Source organism: Geodermatophilus sp. SYSU D00698 (assembly GCF_054050335.1).
In genome coordinates this window covers 76,050-94,885 of record NZ_JBJGZD010000007.1, presented here as the reverse complement: position 1 = coordinate 94,885, position 18,836 = coordinate 76,050, and the positions used below count along the sequence as shown (strand labels likewise).

Sequence of the window (18,836 nt, the reverse complement as noted above, 5' to 3'; positions counted from 1 at the left end):
CGGCGCTCAGCGGCGGCGCGGCAGCACCACCCGCGCCCGGGTCACGCCGTCCTCGGAGGTCAGCGTCAGCCGGCCGCGGTGCTTCTGGGCGACCACCGCCAGCGACGTCGCCAGGCCCAGCCCCGTGCCCTGGCCGACCGGCTTGGTGGTGAAGAACGGGTCGAAGGCGCGCGCGAGCACCTCCGGCGGCACCGGCGGCCCGGTGTCCTCCACGTCGACCACCACGGCGTCGTCCTCCCCGCGGGTCCGCACCGTGACCGTGCCGTCCGGGTCCACCGCGGCGAGCGCGTTGTCGAGCAGGTTGGTCCACACCAGCGCCAGGTCCGCGGCCCAGCCCTGCACCGTCTGGGGCCGCGGGTCGAGGTCCACGACCACCCGGACGCCGGGGGGCACCTTGTGGCGCAGCAGCACCAGCGCCTGCTGCAGGCTCGCGTGCACGTCCACGTCGGCCAGCGACTGGTCGGAGGAGTAGGCCAGCGGGCGCACCCCGGAGACGATCCGGGACAGCTGGTCGGCGCCGGCCGCGACCTCCTCCAGCAGGGCGGCGACCTCGGCCGAGCGGGCCAGTCCGCGCACCGCCCGGCCGCGCCCGGCGGCCGGCAGCGCGGCCAGCGCGGCGGCCAGGCCCGCCGGGTCGACGCCCAGCCGCACCAGGTCGGGGGCGACCGCCCAGCCGCGGTCGACGCCCGCCGCGGCGAGGACGTCGGCGAGCGCCCGCTCGGCGTCCCCGCGCGCCAGCGGGTCGTCCGGGACGGGCACCGCGCCGGCGAGCGCGCGCAGCGGGGCGTCGGGGTCGTCGTCGCCGGACAGCAGGGTCCGCAGCCGGGCGACGCCGCGCTGGACGGCGGCCGCCGGGTTGTTGAGCTCGTGCAGCAGGCCCGCGGACAGGGCGCCGAGCGCGGCCATCCGCTCGTGCTGGCGGACCAGGCCCTCCTCGCGGTCCAGCCGCCGGGTGGCGGCCAGCAGCATCGCCCGGGCCGACGCCGGGTGGGTGAGCAGCCGGTCCAGCGCGTCGGCGCCGATCCGCTGGACGCGGCTGGGCGTCCGCGCCCGCACGGTGGCCGAGCGGGGCCGGCGGTGGGCCAGGCCCAGCTCGCCGACGAGGTCACCGGCGCCGCACACGTTGAGCAGCACCTCCGAGCCGCCCACCTCCCGGCTCACCTCGAGGTCGCCCTCCAGCACGACGTACATGGCCTCCGGCGGCGAGCCCTCCGCCATGAGCACCTCGCCGGCCGCCAGGTCGACGCCGCGGCTGGCGTCGGCCAGGGCCGCGAGGTCGTCCTCCGGGAGGTGCTCGAACAGCCGCGAGCGGCGCAGCGCCGCGGCGACGTCGGCGTCCGCGGCGTCGGGGGCCACGGCGTCGGGGGCCGTGCGGGTCACCGGGCGCCCAGCCGCTGGTGGGCGAAGCGGACCGCCATCGCGCCCTCCCCCACGGCCGCGGCGATCCGGTTGCCCGACCCGTGCCGCACGTCGCCGGCGGCGAACACCCCCGGCACGGACGTCTCCAGGGGCAGCGGCGGGACCTCCAGCGGCCACTCCGGCGTCGGCCCGAGGTCCACGCCGGTGAGCACGAACCCGCCGTCGTCGCGGCGGACCAGGCCGTCCAGCCACCCGGTGCGCGGTGCCTGCCCGATGAAGACGAACAGGGCGTCCGCGGCGACCTCGCGCTCCTCGGTCCCGGTCCGCAGCCGCAGGCCCTCCAGCCGCCGCGTGCCCAGCGCGCCGGCCACCTGCGTGTGGTACTCGACCGCGACCTTCTCCGAGGCGATCAGCCGGTCGACCAGGTAGCGGGACATGGAGGCGGCGAGGTCCCCGCCCCGGACCAGCAGCGTCACCGACGCGGCGAACGTGGCGAGGAACAGCGCGGCCTGCCCGGCCGAGTTGCCGGCGCCGACGACGAACACGTGGCCGCCCGCGTGGTCCACCCCCTCGGCCCGCCCGGCGCCGTAGTAGACGCCGACGCCGGTGAGCCCCGCGGCGCCCGGGACGTCGAGGGTGCGGTACTCGACGCCGGTGGCGATGATCAGCATGCCGGCGCTGACCTCCCCGCCGTCGTCCAGGCGCACCACCGTGTACGGGTCGGCCCGGCGCACGCCCACCACCTCCGCCGGCACCAGGATCTCCGCGCCGAAGCGGACGGCCTGCTCGCGGGCCCGCAGCGTGAGGTCGGCGCCGGAGAGCCCGACCGGGAAGCCCAGGTAGTTCTCGATCCGGCTGCTCGTGCCGGCCTGCCCGCCGGGCGCGCTGCACTCCAGGACCAGCGTGGCCAGGCCCTCGGAGGCGCCGTACACCGCGGCGGCCAGCCCGGCCGGCCCGGCGCCCACCACCACGAGGTCGTAGGCCGCGCGCTCGGCCCGTGCCCGCAGCCCGATCCGCGCGCCGACCTCGTGCAGGTCCGGCTGCACGAGCACCTCGCCGTCGTCGAGCACGAGGGCCGGCAGCGACCCGGCGTCGACGCCCGCCACCTCGAGCAGCTCCCGCGCCTGCGGGTCGGCCTCGACGTCGAGCCAGCGGTAGGGCACCAGGTTGCGGGTGAGGAACTCGCGCACCGCGTGGCTGGCCTGCGACCAGCGGTCACCGACCAGGCGCAGGTTGGCCACCGGCGGGGGCCGGCGCCAGGTCTGCAGCAGGTCGTCGAGCACCGGGTAGAGCCGGTCCTCCGGCGGGTCCCAGGGCTTGAGCAGGTAGTGCTGGACGTCGGCGTCGTTGATCGCCTTGATCGCGGCGTCGGTGTCGGCGTAGGCGGTGAGCAGCACCCGCCGGGCGTCCGGGTACAGCCGCCGGCTGGCGGCCAGCAGCTCGACGCCGCTCATCCCGGGCATCCGCTGGTCGACCAGCAGCAGCGCCACCGGCTCCTCGCGCAGCCGCAGCCGGCGCAGCAGGTCCAGCGCCTGGTCCCCGGAGGACGCCGTGTACACCTGGTACTGCTCGCCGTAGCGCTCCCGCAGGTCGCGCTCGACGGCGGCCAGCACCGGGCCGTCGTCGTCGACGGCGAGCAGCGCGGGCCGGCTCACGGCTCGTCCCGCGGGGCCGGGGTGCGCGCGCGGCGGCTGGGGACCGGGCCGGACGGTGCGTCCACGGGCCCACCTCCCGGTGGAGTGGCTGGCGGCCGTTGGGCGCGGAGTCTAGGGCGACCGGCGGTGACCGACCAGCGCCGCGGCCGTCCGGTCAGATCACCGTGAACGTGCCGTGCATGCTCGGGTGCGGATCGCACAGGTAGCGGTACTCGCCCGGCCGGAGGTCGACCACCCAGGTGGTCTCGCCGGTCTCGAGGACGCTCGTCTTCTCGTCGACCGCGCCGTCCCCGCCACCGAGGTGGAAGCCGTGGACGTCGCTGTGGTCGGTGACGACGACGTTGTACTGCCCGGCGGGCAGCTCGGTCACCGGCGCGCCGTCCTCGTCGACCAGGGCGATCTCGAAGGCGTCCGGCGAGTCCTCGGTCCCGACGCTGCCCTGCAGCGTCGGTGCGCCGGCGACCGTGCGGTCCGCCGCCTCCACGTCGCCCTCCCCGGAGCCGCCGCAGGCGGCTGCCAGGAGGAGCACGGTCAGGGGAACTGCGACTGGAGCCCTCATCGCCATCACCCGGCACTGCACTCCGGCACCGGGGCGGTCCTGCATCCCGACGTGGTGCCGGTGCGGGAAACGGTAGTACGCCCGCGCCCGTCCGAGGGACGTCGCCGTCCGGTCCCCGCGCGCGCCCGGCGGGCCAGACTGTGGCCCGCCGTGAGCCCTGCCCCGACGTGCGGAGGAGCCAGCGATGCCCGGTCCCGGAACACCCCGGACGGGCGGCCCGTCGGCGCCGGTGGCGGAGGCGCCTCCCCCGGGGCCGGCCGCCGGGCCGCCCGCCGTCCGGGGCGCGGACCCCTCCGAGGAGGAGGTCACCGGCTACGAGCGGTCCCCCAGCGACGTGCTGCGCACCGCCGTCCTGACGACGGTCACGCTGCTGCTGGGCCTGGTCGCGGCGTGGTCGCGCGAGGCGGCGGCCGCGCTCGACGCCGACCTGGTGGCGCGGCTGACCTCGGCCGCCCCGGCCCTGGAGCGTTCCCTGACCGGGGCGGTGACCGTGCTCGTGGCGGTCTCGCTGGCCGCGGCGGCGACCGCCCCGCTGCTGCTCCGCCGTCCCCGGCTGTTCGGCTACCTGCTCACCGGCGCCGCCGCCGCGGTCCTCCTGACCCGCGCGGCGGCGGAGGCCCTGGGCGGGGAGCCGGGAGACCTGCGCGGCGCGCTCGGCGTGCACGGGCCGGCGGTGACCGCGGCGTCGTTCGTGGTGCTGGCGCCGTTCGTGTCCCGGCGGTGGCGGCGGGCCGGGGCCCTGGTCCTCGCGCTCACCGTCCTGCTGCAGCTGCTCGGGCCCCGCGCGTTCCCGGCCACCCTCGCCGTGTCGCTGGTGCTCGGCGCCGCGGTCGGCTCCGCGACCCTGCTGGCCTTCGGCCGTCCCGTCGCCCGGCCGACGCGGGGCGCCGTGGCCGCGGCCCTGGCCGGCAGCGGGCTGGACCCGGTGGAGGTGGCACCGGCGGTGGTCGACGCCCGCGGCTCGGTGCCCTGGACCGCCCGGTTGCGCGACGGGGACCGCGTGTTCGCCAAGGTGATGGGTGCGGAGAACCGGGCGGCGGACCTGCTGTTCCGCGCCTACCGGTTCCTCCGGCTGAAGGACGTCGGCGACGAGCGCCCGTTCTCCTCGCTGCGCCGCACCGTGGAGCACGAGGCGATGGTGTCGCTGCTGGTCCGCGACGCCGGCGGCCGGACCCCCCGCCTCCGCACGATCGCCCCCGTCGGCCGCGACTCGTGGCTGCTGTCCTACGACCTCGTCGACGGCGCGACCCTGGACCGGGTGCCCGACGCGGCCGTGACCCAGCGGGTGCTGCGCGGCATCTGGGAGCAGGTGGCCGTGCTGCGCCGGCACGGGGTGGCCCACCGCGACCTGCGCCGGGCCAACGTGCTGCTCGACCCGTCGGGCACGCCGTGGCTGATCGACTGGGGCTTCAGCGAGGTCGCCGCGGACCCCGCGCTGCTCGACGCGGACGTGGCCCAGCTGCTCGTCGCCCTCGCGCTGCAGGCCGGGGTGGGACCGGCCGTCGACACCGCGGTCGCCGTGCTGGGGCCCGACGCGGTGGCCGCGGCGCTGCCCCGGCTGCAACCGGACTCGCTCAGCGGCGCCACGCGCGACGCGCTCCGGCGCGACCGGCACCTGGCGGCCCGGCTGCGCGCCGCGGTCAGCGAGCGGTGCGGCGTCCCGGAGCCCCCGCTGGCGGACCTGGAGCGCGTCCGGCCCCGGACGCTGCTCGTCGTCGGCGTGCTCGCCCTCGCCACCTACCTGCTCGTCCCCCAGCTCGGCGACGTCGCCGGGATGGCCGAGCGCGTGCGGGACGCCGACTGGGCGTGGGTGCCGCCGGTCCTCGTGGCCTCGCTGCTGACCTACGTGGGCGCCGCGGCGAGCCTCGCGGGGGCGGTGGCCGTGCGGCTGCGGCCGGTGCCGACCTTCGTCGCCCAGCTCGCCTCCTCGTTCGCCGGCCGGCTGGTGCCCGCCGGGCTGGGCGGGATGGCGCTGAACGTGCGCTACCTGCAGCGGTGCGGCCTCGACGTCGCGGTCGCCACGTCCGGCGTCGGGCTCAGCTACGCGGCCGGGACCGTCGTCCACGTGGTGCTGCTGCTGGTGTTCGGGATCTGGGCCGGCCGGTCGCTGCCCGACCTGGCCCGGCCGGTGGAGTCACCGGCCCTTGTGTGGGGCGCCCTCGCGGTGCTCGCCGTCACCCTCGCCGCCGCGGCGGTCCCGGCCGTGCGGCGGTTCGCGGCCGTGCGGCTGGTGCCGCCGCTGCGCCGCTCGGCCCACGGCCTGGCCGGCGCGCTGCGCAGTCCCGGCCGGGTGGTGCTGCTGCTGGGCGGTTCGGCGCTGACCACGCTCGGCTACCTGTCCTGCCTCTACCTGTCCACGCGGGCGCTGGGCGGCGACGTCGGCCCGGTCGCCGTGGGCGCGGTCTACCTCCTCGGCGCCGCGGTCGCCGCGGCCGCGCCGACGCCCGGCGGTCTGGGCGCGCTCGAGGCCGCCCTGATCGCCGGGCTGGTCGGCGTCGGGATGGACCACACGGTCGCCGTCCCCGCCGTGTTCCTCTACCGGATCGCCACCTTCTGGCTGCCGGTCCTGCCCGGCTGGGCGGCCTTCGCCTGGCTCCGCCGGGAGCGCTACGTGTAGCCCTCAGAGGCCGAGCGCGCCCGAGGCGGGGTCGGCCCAGCGGCTGGAGTCGTCGTAGGTGCGGACGACGAGCGACCGCCACCGGCCGGTGCGGCTGATCTCCTTCTCCGGCACGCCGCGGGCGTAGGCCGTGGTGGCGAAGCCGCGGCGCAGCGAGTGCGGGGACAGGCCCTCGGTGGGGACGCCGGCCCGCTCGGCGGCGCGCTCCAGGACCAGGTCGACGCTGCGGGTGGTCAGCGCGGTCGCGCCCAGCCGCGGGGCGCGGCCCTTGCCCAGCGACCGGAACAGCGGGCCGGAGGTGACGCCCCGGTCGGCCAGCGCGGCCAGCCAGGCCCGCGCGGCGCGCACCGGGCAGGTGGCCGCGCGCACGCCCGGCGCCAGGGCCAGCGTCTCCCCCGCGCCCTCCTGGTCGGTCTTGGAGAACCGGAGGAGGACGTCGAGGCCGCCGTGCCCGGCCGGGACGAGGTCCTCGACCCGCAGCCCGACCAGGTCGGAGGCCCGCAGGCCGAGGGCGTACCCGAGCAGGATCAGGGCCCGGTCGCGCACGCCGGCGAGGGAGTCCGGGAGGTCCTCGACCAGCGCCCGGACGGTCGCGGTGTCCAGCGCGCGGGCCCGGCGCGGGCGGACGCCGGCGCGGGCGGCGGTGCGGCGGATGCCGCTGAGCGTGCGGCGCACCCCCTCGCTGTCGCCGGGCGCGGGGTGCCCGGCGGTGCGGGAGGCGTCGTTGAGCGCGGACAGCCGGCGGGCGACGTAACGCGGGCTGTGCCCGGCGTCGGCCATCGCGGCGAGCCAGGCGGCGACGGTGAGCGGGTCGGCCGGCAGCGCGGACGGCAGGGACCGGCTGCGGCACCAGTCGGCCCAGGCGGCGAGGTCGCGCGCGTAGGCCGCCCGGGTGCTGCCGGCGAGGGACGCGGCGAGGTAGGTGCCGACCGCCGTCAGGTCCGTCGCCGGGACGACCCCCCTCTCCCTGGGGTGGGGACCGGCCTGTACGGCCATGCCGGGCCCCTCCGTCCGCCGCGGAATTTCACTTCGCAGAGTAGGGGCTTCTCGGAAGTGAAGTCACCTTCCACGTCATCGCCCGGATACATGGATGGGCGTTGTCCATCTATCGTCACCGCATGACGGAGGCACCCGGCGGGACGACCACCTCCACGTGCGCCTATCCGGGGTGTCCGTCACCACCGCGGCCGCGCACGCCCGGACGCAGCGGCCCCTCCCCCCGGTTCTGCGAGCGGCCCGACCACAACCCCGAGTCCGCCCGGCAGGCGCGCGCCCGGGCGGCCGGAACGGCGGCCGCCCGGCTGGCGGCGACCACCGCCGCCCTGGTCCAGGACCTGCCGCCCGAGGGCCGGGTCCGGCAGCTGGTGGGCCGCTGGGCCGACGCCACCCGGGAGGCCGCCCGGACGGCCGAGACCCAGGCCGCGCTCCTCGCCGCCGCGACCGAGGCGCTGGAGCAGTACCGCGACGAGTCGTCCGTGGAGGCCCGGCTGGCCCGCGCCTCGGCCGACGTCGACGCCGCGCACGCCGCCCGCCTCGACGCCGAGGAGCGCGCCCGCGCCGCCGCGGCGCAGCGCGCCGACGCCGAGCAGGCGCGGCAGGCGGCCGAGCGGGAGGCCGCGGCCGCCCGCGCCGACGCCGAGGACCGGATCGCCGCCGCCGAGGCGGAGGCCGCGCGCCGGGTCCGGGAGGCCGACGGGGCCCGCCGGGCCGCCGAGAGCGCGCGGGAGGAGGCGGAGGCGGCGCGCGACCGGGCCGGTGGGGAACGCGACGTCGCCCGGCGGGAGGCCGCGGAGGCCGCGGACCGGCGGCGGGCGGCCGAACGGGACGCCGCGGCGGCGCGGGAGGACGGGCGGCGTGCCCGGGCGGACGCCGCCCGCGAGCACGACGCGCTCGTGGCGGCCCGCGCGCGGTGGGACGTCACCGAACGCACGCTCACCGCGGACGTGGGGACGCGGACGCGGGAGCGCGACGAGGCGGCGGCCGCCCGGGACGAGGCGCGCGCCGCCACCGCCGCCGCCCGGGAGCAGGTCCGCGACGCCGAGCGGGACCGCGACGCCGCCCGGCGCGCCGAGCAGGACGCCCGGACCCTGGCGCGGGAGGCGGCCGACCGCGCGACCGCGGCCGAGCGGGGCCTGCGCGAGGCGCTGACCGGGGCGGCGCGGAGCGCGGAGCGGGCGGAGGACGCCACCCGCCGCGCCGCCGAGTCCGAGACCGCGGCGCGGCGGGCCGCGGAGCAGGTCGGCGCGCTCACCGCCGAGGTGGAGGCGCTGCGCGCCCGTCCGGCCGGCCGGACGGGCGAGGACGCTCCGGACCGGGGACCTCGGACCGGGGCGCCGGGACCCGGCGGCGCGTAGCCTCCCGGGGCACGGAGCCGCGCGGGCGGGTGTCGTCGTCGGGAGGCCACGCCCCCGGCTCCGCTCCCCCGGCCGAGCACCCGGCCCCACCCCCGTCCCGGCGGCCCGCCGGGCGGCGACCGAGGGACCCCGCCATGAGCGACCAGTGGCAGTACCCGGAACCCACCGTCCCCGTCCCCCGGGGGACGACCGACGTCGTCGGGCCGACCGCGGAGGAGGTCGTCGACCTCGAGGAGGACCGGCGCCGGCTGACGGACCTGGAGTACGCCGAGCTGGGCGGCGAGGGCTGAGGCCCGCGCGCCTCAGGGACGGGCGCGCAGGCCCTCGAACGCCGTCCGGACCAGCGCGTCGGCCAGCGCCTCCGGCGACAGGCTGCCGCCGGGGCGGTACCACTCGGTCAGCGAGTTGACCGTGCCGAACAGCAGCCGGCTGGTGACGGCGGGGTCGACGTCGGGACGCACGTCGCCCTCCTCCTCCGCGGCGCGCACCAGCTCGGTGACGATCCGGTCGAACTCCCGCCGGCGCTGCAGTGCGGCCTGCTCGACCGGGGAGTTGCCGCGCACCCGCAGCAGCAGGGTCACGAACGGCAGCTCGGCGGCCAGCACCCGCACCGACCCGCGGACGACGTGCTCGAGCCGGTCGATCGCCCGGCCGGTGCGCGCGGCGGGCTCCCGGGTGACGGCGAACAGCGCGTCCAGCGCCCGGTCCAGCGCCAGGCGCAGCAGCTCGACCTTGCCGGGCACGTGGTGGTAGATCGCCGACTTGGTGACGCCGAGCCGGCCGGCCAGCTCGTCCATGCTGGTGGCGTCGTAGCCGCGCTCGTTGAACACCGCGACGGCGACGTCCAGCAGCGAGTCCAGCGAGTGCCCGGGGCGCCCTCGGCGGGCCCTCGCGAGTTCCGTCACGGACGGTTGCGGTTGTCGGTCATGCGCTGCAGTTTGCCCATCGAGCGGGGCAGCGTCTCCGGGTCGACGACGAGGACCTCGACGGTGCAGCCCACGGTGTCCTTGACGCCGGTCGCCACCTCCGCGGCCGCGGGCTCCCGGCGCTCCGGCGGGCAGTCCGGGCGCGCCTCGACGCGGCAGACCAGGTGGTCCATCCGGCCGCGGGTGACCAGCTCGAGGGCGAAGTGCGGCGACAGGCCCGGCGTCCGCAGCACGACCTCCTCGATCTGCGTGGGGAACAGGTTCACACCGCGCAGGATGATCATGTCGTCGGTGCGGCCGGTGACCTTCTGCATCCGCCGCACGCCCGGCCGCGCCGTCCCGGGCAGCAGCCGGGTGAGGTCGCGGGTGCGGTAGCGGACGACGGGCATGGCCTCCTTGGTGAGCGAGGTGAACACCAGCTCGCCCTCCGCGCCCTCGGGCAGCACCTCGCCGGTGACCGGGTCGATGACCTCCGGGTAGAAGTGGTCCTCCCAGACGTGCAGGCCGTCCTTGGTCTCCACGCACTCCTGGGCGACGCCGGGGCCCATCACCTCGGACAGCCCGTAGATGTCGACGGCGTGGATGCCGGCGCGCTCCTCCATCTCGCGGCGCATCTGCTCGGTCCACGGCTCGGCGCCGAAGACGCCGATCTCCAGGCTCGCGGCCCGCGGGTCCAGCCCCTGCTTCTCGAACTCGTCGAGCACGGTGAGCATGTAGCTCGGGGTCACCATGATCACCCGGGGCGCGAAGTCGGTGATCAGCTGCACCTGGCGCGGCGTCATGCCGCCGGAGACGGGGACGACGGTGCAGCCCAGCGCCTCGGCGCCGTGGTGGGCGCCGAGGCCGCCGGTGAACAGGCCGTAGCCGTAGGCGTTGTGCAGCACGTCGCCGGGCCGGCCACCGGCGGCGCGGATGGAGCGGGCCATGACCGCGGCCCAGGTCGCGAGGTCGCGCTCGGTGTAGCCGACGACGGTCGGCTTGCCGGTGGTGCCCGACGAGGCGTGCACGCGGCGCACCTGCTCCCGCGGGACGGCGAACATGCCGAACGGGTAGTTCTCGCGCAGGTCGGCCTTGCCCGTCGTCGGGAAGCGGGCCAGGTCGGCCAGCTCCCGGCAGTCGTCGGGATGCACGCCGGCGGCGTCGAAGGCGCGGCGGTAGTGGGGGACGTGGTCGTAGGCGTGCCGCAGCGACCAGCGCAGCCGCTCGAGCTGCAGCGCCCGCAGCTCGTCGGCGCCCATCCGCTCGGCGGGGTCCAGGGTCGCGGGGTCGGGGGCCTCGCCCAGCCGCTGCGCCGTCGTGGTCGTCCTGGTCGCCGTCATGACCGCCGTCCTCGTTCCGCGCTTGTCTCTCCCGGTGCCGTGGGTCACACTATTCCTGACCGCTCGGTCAGTAAATGGGAGGACGTCAATGGCCGCACCCGTCGGGGACCGCGCCGCCGTCGACGAGACCGCGCTGCAGCAGCAGTTCGACGCGACGATCGCCGCCGACCGCCGGATCGAGCCGCGCGACTGGATGCCCGAGGGCTACCGCAGGACGCTGGTGCGCCAGATCGCCCAGCACGCGCACTCGGAGATCATCGGGATGCAGCCCGAGGGCGACTGGCTGCTCGCCGCCCCGAGCCTGCGCCGCAAGGCGATCCTGCTGGCCAAGGTGCAGGACGAGGCCGGCCACGGCATGTACCTCTACTCGGCGGCCGAGACGCTCGGCGCCGATCGGGCCGACCTCACCGACAAGCTGATCGAGCGGAAGCAGAAGTACAGCTCGATCTTCAACTACCCGACGCTGACCTACGCCGACGTGGGCGTGATCGGCTGGCTGGTCGACGGCGCGGCGATCTGCAACCAGGTGCCGCTGTGCCGCTCCTCCTACGGGCCCTACGCCCGGGCGATGATCCGCATCTGCAAGGAGGAGTCGTTCCACCAGCGGCAGGGCTACGAGCTGCTGATGACGATGATGGGCGGCACGCCCGAGCAGCGGGCGATGGTGCAGGACGCCGTCGACCGGTGGTGGTGGCCGTCGCTGATGATGTTCGGCCCGCCCGACGACGACAGCCCGAACACCGCGCAGTCGATGGCGTGGGGCATCAAGCGGCACACCAACGACGAGCTGCGCCAGCGGTTCGTGGACATGACCGTGCCGCAGGCGCAGGTCCTCGGCGTCACGCTGCCCGACCCCGACCTGGCGCTCGACGAGGAGACCGGGCACTGGCGGTACGGCCCGATCGACTGGTCGGAGCTCAAGCGGGTGATCAGCGGGGACGGGCCGGTGAACGCCGTCCGGATCGCCCGCCGCCGCGCCGCCCGCGACGACAACGCGTGGGTGGTCGAGGCGGCCACCGCCTACGCACGCAAGCACAGCGGCGGGCGACCGGCCGAGGAGCACGCGTGAGCACCGACCTGACCGCCGAGGGCGGGCACGGCGCGGTCCCGACCGGGCCGGAGGTGCCGACGACGCCGGCGCCGTCGGTCAGCCGCCGCGACTGGCCGCTGTACGAGGTGTTCGTGCGGGGCAAGCGCGGCCTCAACCACGTGCACGTCGGCTCGCTGCACGCGCCCGACGACGAGATGGCCGTGCACGCCGCCCGCGACCTCTACACCCGGCGCAACGAGGGCGTGAGCATCTGGGTGGTCAGGGCCGCCGACATCACCGCGTCCAGCCCCGACGAGAAGGACCCGATGTTCGCCCCGAGCGGCGACAAGGTCTACCGCCACCCGACGTTCTACGAGATCCCGGAGGACGTCCCGCACATGTAGGAAGGACCCCCTCCAGGGCGGGGGCCGACCGCTGCGCACGAACTCAGGGAGGGGTTCCGTCGGCATGGCGCACGAGGAGACGGTGTACGACGCGTTGACCAACGCGCACGACGACGCCGGGCACTGGGCGTTCGGCACCGGGTTCGACGACCCGCTGGCCGGGGTGGACACCACCGTCCCCGACGGCGTCGACCCCGCCGACCTGGGCGCCTACTGCCTGATGCTCGGCGACGACGCGCTGGTGCTCGCCCAGCGGCTGACCCAGTGGATCACCGCGGCACCCGAGCTCGAGGAGGAGGTCGCGTTCGGCAACGTCGGCCTGGACCTGCTCGGCCAGGCCCGGCTGCTGCTGGCCCGCGCCGGGTCGGCCGGCGTCCTCGGCCGGTCCCGCGAGCGGGCCGGCGCGTCGATCCCCGACGAGGACGCGCTCGCCTACTTCCGCGACCCCGACGAGTTCCGCTGCACCGGCCTGGTCGCGGCCGGGAACGGCGACTTCGCACGGACCATGGTCCGGCTGCTCGCAGCGTCCACCGTCCGGCTGGCGGTGTTCGCCCGGCTGCGGGACTCCCGCGACCCGGTGCTCGCCGCGATCGCCGCCAAGGGCGTGCACGAGCTGACCTACCACCGCGACCACGCCGCCCGCTGGGTCCTGCGCCTGGGCGACGGCACCGCCGAGTCGCACCGCCGCGCGCAGGCCGGCGTCGACGCCGTGTGGCCGCACCTCGCGGACCTGTCCACCGCCACCGACGTCGAGACCCGGCTGGTCGCGGCGGGGGTGGCCGTCGACCCGGCCGCCGTCCGCGACGAGGTGCGCGACGTGCTCACCACCGTGCTGCAGCGGGCGACCCTGACGGTCCCGGACTGGCCGGCCGACGCGCCGCCGCGCGGCCGGGTCGGCGAGCACGGCCCCGAGCTGACCGAGCTGCTCGCCGGCCTCCAGGGCCTCGCCCGCCGGCACCCGGCGGCGACCTGGTGACGGGGATGGCCGCCACCGCGCACGTGGACCCCCGGGCGGTCGCCGAGACCGTGACCGACCCGGAGCTGCCCACGCTCACGCTCGCCGACCTCGGCGTGCTGCGCGACGTCCGCGTGCACGAGGACACCGTCGTCGTCGACATCACCCCGACCTACTCCGGCTGTCCCGCGATGGGCGTCATGCGCGCGGACCTGCTGCACGCCCTGCACGCCGCCGGGTTCGACGACGTCGAGGTGCGCACCGTGCTCTCCCCCGCCTGGTCCACCGACTGGATCACCGAGGAGGGCCGCCGCAAGCTCGCCGCGGCCGGCATCGCGCCCCCGGGCAGGGCGCCCGAGCGCACCGCCGGGCCGATCCCGCTGCAGCTGGGCCCGACCCGCCGGACCGCGTCCTGCCCGCTGTGCGGCTCCCCCGACACCGTCGAGATCAGCGAGTTCGGCGCGACGGCGTGCAAGGCGCTGCGCCGCTGCCGGGACTGCGGCGAGCCGTTCGAGCACGTGAAGGAGATCTGAGTGAGCGCACCGGCCCGCCGGCGTCCGCGGTTCCACCCGCTGCGGGTCGCCGGCGTCGAGCGGCTCACCGACGACGCGGTGGCGGTCACCTTCGACGTCCCCGAGGACCTGGCCGAGGACTACGCGTTCCGCCCCGGTCAGGCGCTCACCCTGCGGCGGGTCGACGGCGACCGCGACGAGCGCCGCTCCTACTCGATCTGCGCGCCGGTGGGCGCCGCTCCGCGCGTCGGCGTCCGCGAGGTGCCCGGCGGCTTCTTCTCCTCCTGGCTGGTGCACGAGGTGCGGCCCGGCGACACGGTCGAGGTGCTGCCGCCGTCGGGCACGTTCACCGCCGACCTGTCGCAGCCGGCCGACCACGTGTTCGTCGTCGCCGGTTCCGGGATCACCCCGGCGCTGAGCCTGGCGAGCACCGTGCTGCGCGACGGCGAGTCCACCGTCACCGTGTTCTACGGCAACCGGCGCACGAACACGGTGATGTTCGCCGACGAGCTCGCCGACCTGAAGGACCGCTTCGGTCCCCGGCTGCAGCTGGTGCACGTGCTGTCCCGCGAGCCGCGCGACACCGAGCTCACCAGCGGCCGGCTCGACCGGGACCGGCTGCGCACGCTGGTCGGCGCCCTCGTCGACGCCCCGCACGTGGACCACTGGTGGCTGTGCGGCCCGCACGGGATGGTCAGCGACGCCAGGGCGCTGCTGGCCGAGCTCGGTGTCCCCGCCGAGAAGGTGCACCAGGAGCTGTTCTACGTCGACGACGTCCCGCCCGAGCCGGTGCGCGGCGACGAGGAGACGGTCACGGGCCCGAGCGCCCAGGTCACCGTGGTGCTGGACGGCCGCTCGACGAGGCTGGCGCTGCCCCGCGACGTCCCCGTCCTGGACTCCGCCCAGCGCGTGCGCTCGGACCTGCCGTTCGCCTGCAAGGGCGGCGTGTGCGGCACCTGCCGGGCGCGGGTGACCGACGGCGAGGTCGAGATGCGCCGCAACTACGCGCTCGAGCCCGCCGAGGTCGACGCCGGATACGTCCTGACCTGCCAGTCGCTGCCACGGTCGGACGCCGTCACCGTCGACTTCGACGCCTGACGGCCGTGCGCCCGGTCGCCGTCGGCGAGACCGCGGTCCTCGACGTCGTCGTCACCGCGGCGATGACCGTGCACTTCGACGAGCTCGGCCCGGTGCACCCGGTCTACGCCACCTACGCGATGGCCAAGCACTTCGAGGAGGCGGGGCGGAAGCTGCTGCTCGGCCACCTCGAGCCGGGCGAGGCCGGCGTGGGCACCGCGGTGTCGGTCGAGCACCGGGCGCCGGCGTGGGTGGGCGACCGGGTCCGGGTGACCGCCCGCTGCACCGCGGTCCGCGGCAACCGGCTGACCTGCGCGTGCCGGGCCGTCGACGCGAACGGCCGGGAGCTCGGCCGCGGCTCCACGGAGCAGGCGGTCCTGCCCGAGGAGGTCCTGGCGGCCCGCCTGCGCGCCTCCGGTGCCGGACCGGATCCGCCCGGGCTCGGGAGTGCCTCCCGGGAGCAGAGGCGTGACTCCGGGTCCTGACATGCCACGGCAGGCCCTTCGTCCCTGCTGCCTCGCGATGACCGGGTCCAGGGTGGGTTCCGTCCCGGGGTCCGGATCGCGCCCGCGGTGCGCTCCCGGGTCCGACCGGTCTGCGCCGTCCCCGCACGGCCGGGTGGAGACGGTCCACCCGGACACCTCACGGACGTCGACGAGCTCGACCGTGGCCGCCACGGCGCCGTCGGGCCCGTCCGGTGGCGTCGCGGCGGCGTTCGACCCGCCGCCCCCGTGACGCCGTCGTCGGAGTCCGCTCCAGGAGGACGTGTGATGACCACCCAGACCACTGACCTGTTCCTCCTCGAGGACCTCGAGGACACCGGGAGGACGAGTCGGCTCGCGCAGGCCGACCTGGACGCGCTCCGCGCCGTCGCGCAGTGGATCCGGACCTTCATCACCAGCCCCACGAGGACCTCGGCCGCCCCGGGCCCGTCTGTCCCTTCGTGCCGGGAGCCCTGTCGCGCAGGACGCTCTGGCTCGCGCCCGAGCGGATCGCCGACGGGGACGGGTCACGAGTCGTCGAGGTCCTGAGCGGCTACCGGCGTCGGTTCCTGGACACCGCCCCCACGGACGGCGACGAGGTGGACCACAAGGTGATCGTCGTCGTCTTCCCGGACCTGCCGGCCGACCGTGCGGGGAGCGTCTTCGACGACGCCCTGCGGCAGCTCGCCGTCCCGGCGTACACCCGGGACGGGATCGTGTTCGGACCGTTCTACCGGGGCCACGAGGGGACCGCCATCCACAACGCCGGCTTCCGCCCGTTCCGGTCGCCCGTGCCGTTCGTGTTCGTGAGGCAGGGGGTCCTCAGCGACTGGAAGTTCTTCCTGGACGACCACGACTGGCTCGACCGCTGGGCGAAGCGCTTCGGACCGTCCGCAGTCCACGCTCTCGCCGAGCAGCTGCGCCGATCCCCGTGGCGGGAGCGGGAGGACCAGGGACCGTCCCGGGGCACTCCGCCCGCGGCGCCGCCCGAGCCGAGGAGCGGGGCGTAGGCAGGGGTCCGGCGCGCGGCAGCCGCCGGACGGGCGCTAGTCGTCGCCGCGGCGCACCAGGTGCACCGCCGCCTCCTCGGCCGAGGCCGCTCCGCCGTCGATGCCGAGGTCCTCGCCCAGCAGCTCGTCCTCCCGGTCGACGACGCCGTCGTCGCCGACCTCGGCCAGCCGGCCCGCGCGGGCGTCGCCGACCTCGTCGTCGAGCAGCTCGCCGTCGCTGCCGGTGAGGTCACCGAGGCCGTCGCCGTCGGCGTCGTCCCAGGACCGGTCCGGCAGCTCGCGGGCGAGCCGCCCGGCGAGGCTCTCGCCGGTGGCCTCCTCCCGCTCGGTGGTGCCCCAGTCGTCCACCCCCCAGGGCCGCTCCGGCGGCGACCAGCCGGTGTCCAGGTCGCGCGGGCGGCGGGGGTCCTCGAGGGTGTCCTCGGCCTCGAGCAGGCCGGTGGCCTCCTCGGGGTCGGTGCCGTCGGTGCCGTAGAGGTCGCGGTCCACGGTGGGGCTCCTCGGGTGCGGGCGGGGCGGACGGCGCTGTCCGGGGCGGACCCACCCTGCCACCGCGGCGGGCGCGGCGGGAGGGCCGCGCGTGTGACCGAACGAGCAGTCCGGCCTGCGCCCCCGCCGCCCCGGACCGGCGGACACTGGAGGCAGCCGACCTCCAGGGAGACCGCCGTGGACACCTCGATGACCACGCTGCACGAGCACTACGTCCGGCGGGTGAACGCCGCCGTCGCCGAGGACCGCACCGACCTCGTGCGCGACCTCTACGAGGAGTACTTCGAGGAGGCGCTGCGGCGCCTGCTGGAGACCTCCACCGCCGCCTGACGCTCAGCCACCGCCTGACGCTCAGCACTCGTCGGACACGGGACCTCCTGGGGACGATCCCGGACCCCTGCCCGCCGCGCGCCCGTCACGCGGCCGGCTCAGCCCGCGTCGGCCCAGGACCGCACGACCGCGACGTCGAGCGGGAAGTCGAGCGGGAACTCCCCGAACAGCAGCCGCCCGGCCGTGGCCGCGGCGGCCCGGACCTCCGCGACGACGTCGTCGGCGAGGCCGGCCGGGGTGTGGACGACGACCTCGTCGTGCAGGAAGAACGCCAGGTGGGGCCGCTCCTCCAGCCGCCCCTCCCCCAGCTGCCAGAGCCGGTTGCGCAGGTCGGCCAGCCAGCACAGCGCCCACTCCGCGCCGGTGCCCTGCACGACGAAGTTGCGGGTGAACCGGCCCCACGCGCGGCGGGCGCGGTCGGAGTCGCGGCCGCGGGGCTCGGGCGCCTCGCCGAGGTCGGCGTCGCGCTCGGCCCACGCGGCGCCCGGCGGCGGGGAGCCCCGGCCGAGCAGCGTGGACACGACCGCGCCGCGCTCCCCCGCCCGCGCCGCCTCCTCCACCAGCCCGATCGCCCGCGGGTAGCGGCGGGCCAGCCGCGGCACCATCCGCCCGCTCTCGCCGCGGGTCCCGCCGTAGAGCGCCCCCAGCACCCCGACCTTGGCCTCGGCGCGGGTGGCCACCACCCCGGTGTCGACCATCCCGGCGTACAGGTCCCGTGAGCGGGCCGCGGCGGCCAGCGCGGTGTCGGCGCTCATGCCGGCGAGCACCCGCGGCTCGAGCTGGGCGACGTCGGCGACCACCAGGACCCACCCGCCGTCGGCGACCGCGGCCGGGCGCACCTGCACCGGCACCGACAGCGCGCCCCCGCCCGACGACGCCCACCGCCCGGTGACCACCCCGCCGGGGAGGTAGACCGGCCGGAACCGCCCGCCGCGCACCCAGGCGTCCAGCCAGCTCCAGCCGTTGGCCGCCAGCAGCCGGGCCAGCCGCTTGTACTCCAGCAGCGGCGCGACGACCGGGTGCTCGACCCGCTCCAGGGTCCACGACCGGGTGTCCTCGACCGGCAGCCCCGCGACCTGCAGCGCTCTCAGCAGCGCCGCCGGGGAGTCCGGGTTGAGCTCGGGGGCGCCGAGCGCGGCGCGGACCTCCCCCGCCAGCGCCTCCAGCACCGCCGGCCGCAGGCCCGCGGGCGGGCGCGGGCCGAGCAGCCCGGTGAGCAGCGCGTCGTGGGTGTCGGCCCGCCACGGCATCCCGGCGTGGGTCATCTCCGCGGCGGCCAGCGCGCCCGAGGACTCGGCGGCCAGCAGCAGGCCCAGCCGCGCGCGCTGCGGGGACGCGGCGAGCACGGCCTGCTGGCGGCGGTCCTCGGCGACCGGGTCGAGCGCGTCGGCGGGGTCGGCCAGGTGGAACAGCGCCGGGTCGTCCGCGGTCACCGGCTCCAGCGCCGCCCAGCCCGGGTCCGCCGCCGGCCCGGGACCGGCGAGCGGGGAGCCGCGCAGCACGGCGGCGCACAGCCGCAGGTCGGTGCAGCGCGCCACGCGGACACCGGCGGCCAGCAGCGCCGGGTACCAGCGGGTGGTGTCGTCCCAGACCCACCGGACGCCGGCCCGCTCGCGCTCCCGCACCAGCGCCGCGAGCCCGTCCGCGGGGACCTCGGCGACGGCGCCGTCGGCCTCGTGCACCGCCACCGCGTCCCCGCGGCGGCGCAGCAGGACCCGGTCCACCGCCGCAGTCTCCCCGACCGGGCCGACGGTCCCG

At 77.2% G+C, this 18,836-nt stretch carries 19 protein-coding genes; 11 read left to right on the top strand and 8 right to left on the bottom strand.

The window, feature by feature from the left end:
* Positions 1 to 6 precede the first annotated feature (6 nt).
* From ACI8AB_RS08755 to ACI8AB_RS08745, 3 genes are all read right to left on the bottom strand, one after another.
* Positions 7 to 1,380: a sensor histidine kinase gene (locus ACI8AB_RS08755; RefSeq protein ID WP_456949800.1), complete on the bottom strand. Its 1,374-nt coding sequence runs from the start codon at positions 1,378 to 1,380 to the stop codon at positions 7 to 9.
* Complete coding sequence (locus ACI8AB_RS08750) at positions 1,377 to 3,014, bottom strand: FAD-dependent oxidoreductase (RefSeq protein ID WP_456949799.1); 1,638 nt, start codon at positions 3,012 to 3,014, stop codon at positions 1,377 to 1,379. The genes ACI8AB_RS08755 and ACI8AB_RS08750 overlap by 4 nt, the downstream gene beginning before the upstream one ends.
* A 154-nt stretch (positions 3,015 to 3,168) precedes the next feature.
* Positions 3,169 to 3,498, bottom strand: coding sequence for a cupredoxin domain-containing protein (locus ACI8AB_RS08745; RefSeq protein WP_456949798.1), 330 nt, complete (start codon positions 3,496 to 3,498; stop codon positions 3,169 to 3,171).
* Positions 3,499 to 3,757: 259 nt separating this feature from the next.
* Between ACI8AB_RS08745 and ACI8AB_RS08740 the strand changes: the two genes are divergently transcribed.
* Positions 3,758 to 6,190, top strand: coding sequence for a lysylphosphatidylglycerol synthase domain-containing protein (locus tag ACI8AB_RS08740; RefSeq protein WP_456949797.1), 2,433 nt, complete (start codon positions 3,758 to 3,760; stop codon positions 6,188 to 6,190).
* A gap of 3 nt (positions 6,191 to 6,193) precedes the next feature.
* On the opposite strand, the gene ACI8AB_RS08735 is transcribed toward ACI8AB_RS08740, so the two are convergent.
* Entirely contained in the window at positions 6,194 to 7,186 is a 993-nt protein-coding gene (locus ACI8AB_RS08735; RefSeq protein ID WP_456949796.1) for a site-specific integrase, read from the bottom strand.
* Between the two features lie 122 nt (positions 7,187 to 7,308).
* Here ACI8AB_RS08735 and ACI8AB_RS08730 point away from each other — a divergent pair, with 122 nt between their 5' ends.
* Positions 7,309 to 8,544: a hypothetical protein gene (locus ACI8AB_RS08730; RefSeq protein ID WP_456949795.1), complete on the top strand. Its 1,236-nt coding sequence runs from the start codon at positions 7,309 to 7,311 to the stop codon at positions 8,542 to 8,544.
* A gap of 134 nt (positions 8,545 to 8,678) precedes the next feature.
* Entirely contained in the window at positions 8,679 to 8,834 is a 156-nt protein-coding gene (locus ACI8AB_RS08725; protein ID WP_456949794.1) for a hypothetical protein, read from the top strand.
* A 12-nt stretch (positions 8,835 to 8,846) separates the two neighbouring features.
* Here the strand turns inward: ACI8AB_RS08725 and ACI8AB_RS08720 are convergent, their stop codons facing one another.
* The gene (locus ACI8AB_RS08720) at positions 8,847 to 9,449 is read right to left on the bottom strand and encodes a TetR/AcrR family transcriptional regulator (protein WP_456949793.1); all 603 of its coding nucleotides are present in this window, start codon (positions 9,447 to 9,449) and stop codon (positions 8,847 to 8,849) included.
* Complete coding sequence (paaK, locus tag ACI8AB_RS08715; RefSeq protein WP_456949792.1) at positions 9,446 to 10,789, bottom strand: phenylacetate--CoA ligase PaaK; 1,344 nt, start codon at positions 10,787 to 10,789, stop codon at positions 9,446 to 9,448. The genes ACI8AB_RS08720 and paaK overlap by 4 nt, the downstream gene beginning before the upstream one ends.
* An 88-nt stretch (positions 10,790 to 10,877) precedes the next feature.
* Here paaK and paaA point away from each other — a divergent pair, with 88 nt between their 5' ends.
* The 7 genes from paaA (at position 10,878) to ACI8AB_RS08680 (ending at position 16,259) form a co-directional block, all read left to right on the top strand.
* A complete protein-coding gene (paaA, locus tag ACI8AB_RS08710) occupies positions 10,878 to 11,858 on the top strand; it encodes a 1,2-phenylacetyl-CoA epoxidase subunit PaaA (RefSeq protein WP_456949791.1) in 981 nt (326 codons plus the stop codon).
* Positions 11,855 to 12,223, top strand: a complete 369-nt coding sequence (gene paaB / locus ACI8AB_RS08705; protein WP_387988876.1) for a 1,2-phenylacetyl-CoA epoxidase subunit PaaB — start codon at positions 11,855 to 11,857, stop codon at positions 12,221 to 12,223. Before paaA ends, paaB begins: the two co-directional genes overlap by 4 nt.
* A 64-nt stretch (positions 12,224 to 12,287) precedes the next feature.
* Positions 12,288 to 13,199, top strand: coding sequence for a 1,2-phenylacetyl-CoA epoxidase subunit PaaC (gene paaC / locus ACI8AB_RS08700; RefSeq protein ID WP_456949790.1), 912 nt, complete (start codon positions 12,288 to 12,290; stop codon positions 13,197 to 13,199).
* A gap of 5 nt (positions 13,200 to 13,204) precedes the next feature.
* On the top strand, positions 13,205 to 13,711 hold the full coding sequence (paaD, locus tag ACI8AB_RS08695; RefSeq protein ID WP_456949789.1) for a 1,2-phenylacetyl-CoA epoxidase subunit PaaD: 507 nt from the start codon (positions 13,205 to 13,207) through the stop codon (positions 13,709 to 13,711).
* Positions 13,712 to 14,788, top strand: a complete 1,077-nt coding sequence (gene paaE, locus ACI8AB_RS08690; RefSeq protein WP_456949788.1) for a 1,2-phenylacetyl-CoA epoxidase subunit PaaE — start codon at positions 13,712 to 13,714, stop codon at positions 14,786 to 14,788.
* Between the two features lie 5 nt (positions 14,789 to 14,793).
* Entirely contained in the window at positions 14,794 to 15,252 is a 459-nt protein-coding gene (locus ACI8AB_RS08685) for a thioesterase family protein (RefSeq protein ID WP_456949787.1), read from the top strand.
* Between the two features lie 392 nt (positions 15,253 to 15,644).
* Complete coding sequence (locus ACI8AB_RS08680) at positions 15,645 to 16,259, top strand: DUF6875 domain-containing protein (protein ID WP_456949786.1); 615 nt, start codon at positions 15,645 to 15,647, stop codon at positions 16,257 to 16,259.
* 36 nt (positions 16,260 to 16,295) lie between these two features.
* Here the strand turns inward: ACI8AB_RS08680 and ACI8AB_RS08675 are convergent, their stop codons facing one another.
* Positions 16,296 to 16,748 (bottom strand): DUF5709 domain-containing protein, encoded by a 453-nt coding sequence (locus tag ACI8AB_RS08675; protein ID WP_456949785.1) that lies wholly within the window; start codon positions 16,746 to 16,748, stop codon positions 16,296 to 16,298.
* A gap of 177 nt (positions 16,749 to 16,925) precedes the next feature.
* On the opposite strand from ACI8AB_RS08675, the gene ACI8AB_RS08670 reads away from it, so the two are divergent.
* On the top strand, positions 16,926 to 17,078 hold the full coding sequence (locus ACI8AB_RS08670) for a hypothetical protein (protein ID WP_456949784.1): 153 nt from the start codon (positions 16,926 to 16,928) through the stop codon (positions 17,076 to 17,078).
* Positions 17,079 to 17,176: 98 nt separating this feature from the next.
* Here the strand turns inward: ACI8AB_RS08670 and ACI8AB_RS08665 are convergent, their stop codons facing one another.
* Positions 17,177 to 18,802 (bottom strand): bifunctional 3'-5' exonuclease/DNA polymerase, encoded by a 1,626-nt coding sequence (locus ACI8AB_RS08665; RefSeq protein ID WP_456949783.1) that lies wholly within the window; start codon positions 18,800 to 18,802, stop codon positions 17,177 to 17,179.
* Positions 18,803 to 18,836: the final 34 nt, after the last annotated feature.

What these genes read in the sequence shown, in the direction of transcription:
- ACI8AB_RS08740 (WP_456949797.1), top strand. Translation starts at nt 3,758, where the DNA reads ATGCCCGGTCCCGGAACACCCCGGACGGGCGGCCCGTCGGCGCCGGTG.
- ACI8AB_RS08735 (WP_456949796.1), bottom strand. Translation starts at nt 7,186, where the DNA reads ATGGCCGTACAGGCCGGTCCCCACCCCAGGGAGAGGGGGGTCGTCCCG.
- ACI8AB_RS08730 (WP_456949795.1), top strand. Translation starts at nt 7,309, where the DNA reads ATGACGGAGGCACCCGGCGGGACGACCACCTCCACGTGCGCCTATCCG.
- ACI8AB_RS08725 (WP_456949794.1), top strand. Translation starts at nt 8,679, where the DNA reads ATGAGCGACCAGTGGCAGTACCCGGAACCCACCGTCCCCGTCCCCCGG.
- paaK (WP_456949792.1), bottom strand. Translation starts at nt 10,789, where the DNA reads ATGACGGCGACCAGGACGACCACGACGGCGCAGCGGCTGGGCGAGGCC.
- paaA (WP_456949791.1), top strand. Translation starts at nt 10,878, where the DNA reads ATGGCCGCACCCGTCGGGGACCGCGCCGCCGTCGACGAGACCGCGCTG.
- paaC (WP_456949790.1), top strand. Translation starts at nt 12,288, where the DNA reads ATGGCGCACGAGGAGACGGTGTACGACGCGTTGACCAACGCGCACGAC.
- paaD (WP_456949789.1), top strand. Translation starts at nt 13,205, where the DNA reads ATGGCCGCCACCGCGCACGTGGACCCCCGGGCGGTCGCCGAGACCGTG.